Annotated in this window: 3 protein-coding genes; 2 read left to right on the top strand and 1 reads right to left on the bottom strand. The window is 69.2% G+C overall.

Annotation, left to right across the window (positions count from 1 at the left end; genetic code table 11):
• The first annotated feature begins 205 nt into the window (after window positions 1-205).
• The gene (locus QH283_RS22390; protein ID WP_280504928.1) at window positions 206-1,357 is read left to right on the top strand and encodes a zinc-dependent alcohol dehydrogenase; all 1,152 of its coding nucleotides are present in this window, start codon (window positions 206-208) and stop codon (window positions 1,355-1,357) included.
• Window positions 1,358-1,371: 14 nt separating this feature from the next.
• Complete coding sequence (locus tag QH283_RS22385; RefSeq protein WP_280504927.1) at window positions 1,372-1,944, top strand: hypothetical protein; 573 nt, start codon at window positions 1,372-1,374, stop codon at window positions 1,942-1,944.
• 3 nt (window positions 1,945-1,947) lie between these two features.
• Here QH283_RS22385 and QH283_RS22380 read toward each other — a convergent pair whose 3' ends face one another.
• Window positions 1,948-2,175, bottom strand: a complete 228-nt coding sequence (locus QH283_RS22380; protein WP_280504926.1) for a hypothetical protein — start codon at window positions 2,173-2,175, stop codon at window positions 1,948-1,950.
• Window positions 2,176-2,234 lie beyond the last annotated feature (59 nt).

Raw genomic sequence — 2,234 nt, 5'->3', positions numbered from 1 at the left:
CCCCACCCCCCCCCCCCGCGACGGGTGGGACCGCGCCGCACGCGGGGGGCCCGGCCGCGGGGCGGCGGGCTGCCGCACGGCCAGTCGCGCGCTGGCCACCGCGGCCGGGGCGATCGAGCACCTGCCGCCGCTGCGGCGCGGCGAGCACCCCTCCACCCGGGCCTGACGCCCCCGGATCGGACGACTACACGAGAGCGAGACGGATATGCGGGCGATGGTCTATCGGGGGCCGTACCGGGTGCGTGTCGAGGAAAAGGACATGCCGCGCATCGAGCACCCCAATGACGCGATCGTGCGGGTGGAGAAGGCGGCCATCTGCGGCTCGGACCTGCACCTGTATCACGGGATGATGCCCGATACCAGGGTCGGCACGACCTTCGGGCACGAATTCGTCGGCGTGGTGGAACAGGTCGGCGGCTCGGTGCGGAATCTCGAGCCGGGCGACCGGGTGATGGTGCCGTTCAACATCTACTGCGGCTCGTGCTACTTCTGCGCGCGCGGGCTGTATTCGAACTGCCACAACGTGAATCCGAACGCCACCGCCGTCGGCGGCATCTACGGCTATTCACACACCTGCGGCGGCTACGACGGCGGGCAGGCCGAATACGTGCGGGTGCCCTTCGCCGATGTGGGACCGGCGAAGATACCGGAGACCCTGAGCGACGAGGACGCTCTGATGTGCACCGACGCGCTGGCCACCGGCTATTTCGGCGCGCAGTTGGGTGATATCCGCGAGGGCGATGTGGTGGCGGTGTTCGGGGCCGGGCCGGTGGGGCTGTTCGCGGCGAAATCCGCCTGGCTCATGGGCGCGGGCCGGGTGATCGTGATCGACCACCTGGACTACCGGCTGGAGAAGGCGCGCACCTTCGCGCACGCGGAGACCGTGAATATGGCCGAATGCGCCGACGTGGTGGTGGAGATGAAGCGCACCACCGGATATCTGGGGGCGGATGTGGCCATCGACGCGGTGGGCGCGGAGGCCGACGGCAATTTTCTTCAGCATGTCACCGCCACCAAACTCAAATTGCAGGGTGGTTCGCCGGTGGCGTTGAACTGGGCGATCGATTCGGTGCGCAAGGGCGGCACCATCTCGGTCATGGGCGCCTACGGACCGATGTTCAGCGCGGTCAAATTCGGCGACGCCATGAACAAGGGACTGACGCTGAACATGAACCAGTGTCCGGTGAAACGGCAATGGCCGAGGTTGTTCTCGCACATCGCCAACGGCTATCTGAAGCCGAGCGAGATCATCACCCACCGGGTGCCGCTGGAACACATCGCCGAGGCCTATCACCTCTTCTCCGGCAAGCTCGATCACTGCATCAAGCCGGTGATCGTCTTTCCGCAGGCCGCGTGAGCAGGAGTGATTCGATGACGTACACGAAAGAACACCCGCCGGTACCCTCGTCGGAGGAATTGCGGGCCCGGATTCCTGGCTGGGGCGCCGATCTCGACCCGAAGGACCGGCCCGCCGTGCCGGAACTGGTCTACGACCCCGAGGCCACCGGCGCGCACTGGGATTTCCCGGAACGCCAGCCCGAGCGTGAGCCGCGGGAGCGTTCGCTGGAACACGAGATGCTCACCCCGGTCTTCGGTGCGACGGTGCCGCTGCGCGGGCTGTCGGGGGCGATCCGGCGGGTGGCCTACGCGAAGTACAGCGAGGGCAGGGCCGCGCACTGGCTGCTGTTGCTCGCCGGGGATCGCGTGGACGTGGTCGAGAGCCGCGTTCGTGGGCTGCGGCGCGGCCGACCGGACGATCCGATCGCCGAGACCGGTGTGCGGGCGGAATTCGCGCACAACGGGTTGCTGGACCGGCTCGACAGCACGCGGGTCGACAGGAGTCACACGTGGATGGACCCGATCGTGGTCGCCGCGCCGTGGGTGGCGGCCGGTGCGGCCGGCGCCGTGGCGGCGCGGGTGCTGCGACGACGCGGGCGGCAGTAGCGCTCAGACGCGAGGGACGCGCGCACGCAGCCGGTCGCGGACGGCCCGCATGGCTTCGATCCGGCTGTCGATCCGCGCGCGTGCCGCCACCTGGTCGTCCCCGAGCCCGGCCAGCCGGGCCTGCTCGGCGTCGATCTCCTCGTCGAGCAGGCGGGCCGAGTGGTCGCGGGTCAGCAGGTCCTGGTCGACCCAGTCGGGGGCGTCGATCCGGCCATCGGGTTCGCCGGACATCAGGCCGTCCGCTCGAAACGGAACAGCGTGCGGGCGTTGAGCTCCACGATCTTGTGCAC

The organism is Nocardia farcinica (assembly GCF_029867845.1).
Classification (GTDB): Bacteria; Actinomycetota; Actinomycetes; order Mycobacteriales; family Mycobacteriaceae; genus Nocardia; species Nocardia farcinica_A.
The sequence above is the reverse complement of the archived record's forward strand: the minus strand, read 5'-3'. Positions and strand labels throughout refer to the sequence as shown.

What these genes read in the sequence shown, in the direction of transcription:
- QH283_RS22390 (WP_280504928.1), top strand. Translation starts at nt 206, where the DNA reads ATGCGGGCGATGGTCTATCGGGGGCCGTACCGGGTGCGTGTCGAGGAA.
- QH283_RS22385 (WP_280504927.1), top strand. Translation starts at nt 1,372, where the DNA reads ATGACGTACACGAAAGAACACCCGCCGGTACCCTCGTCGGAGGAATTG.
- QH283_RS22380 (WP_280504926.1), bottom strand. Translation starts at nt 2,175, where the DNA reads ATGTCCGGCGAACCCGATGGCCGGATCGACGCCCCCGACTGGGTCGAC.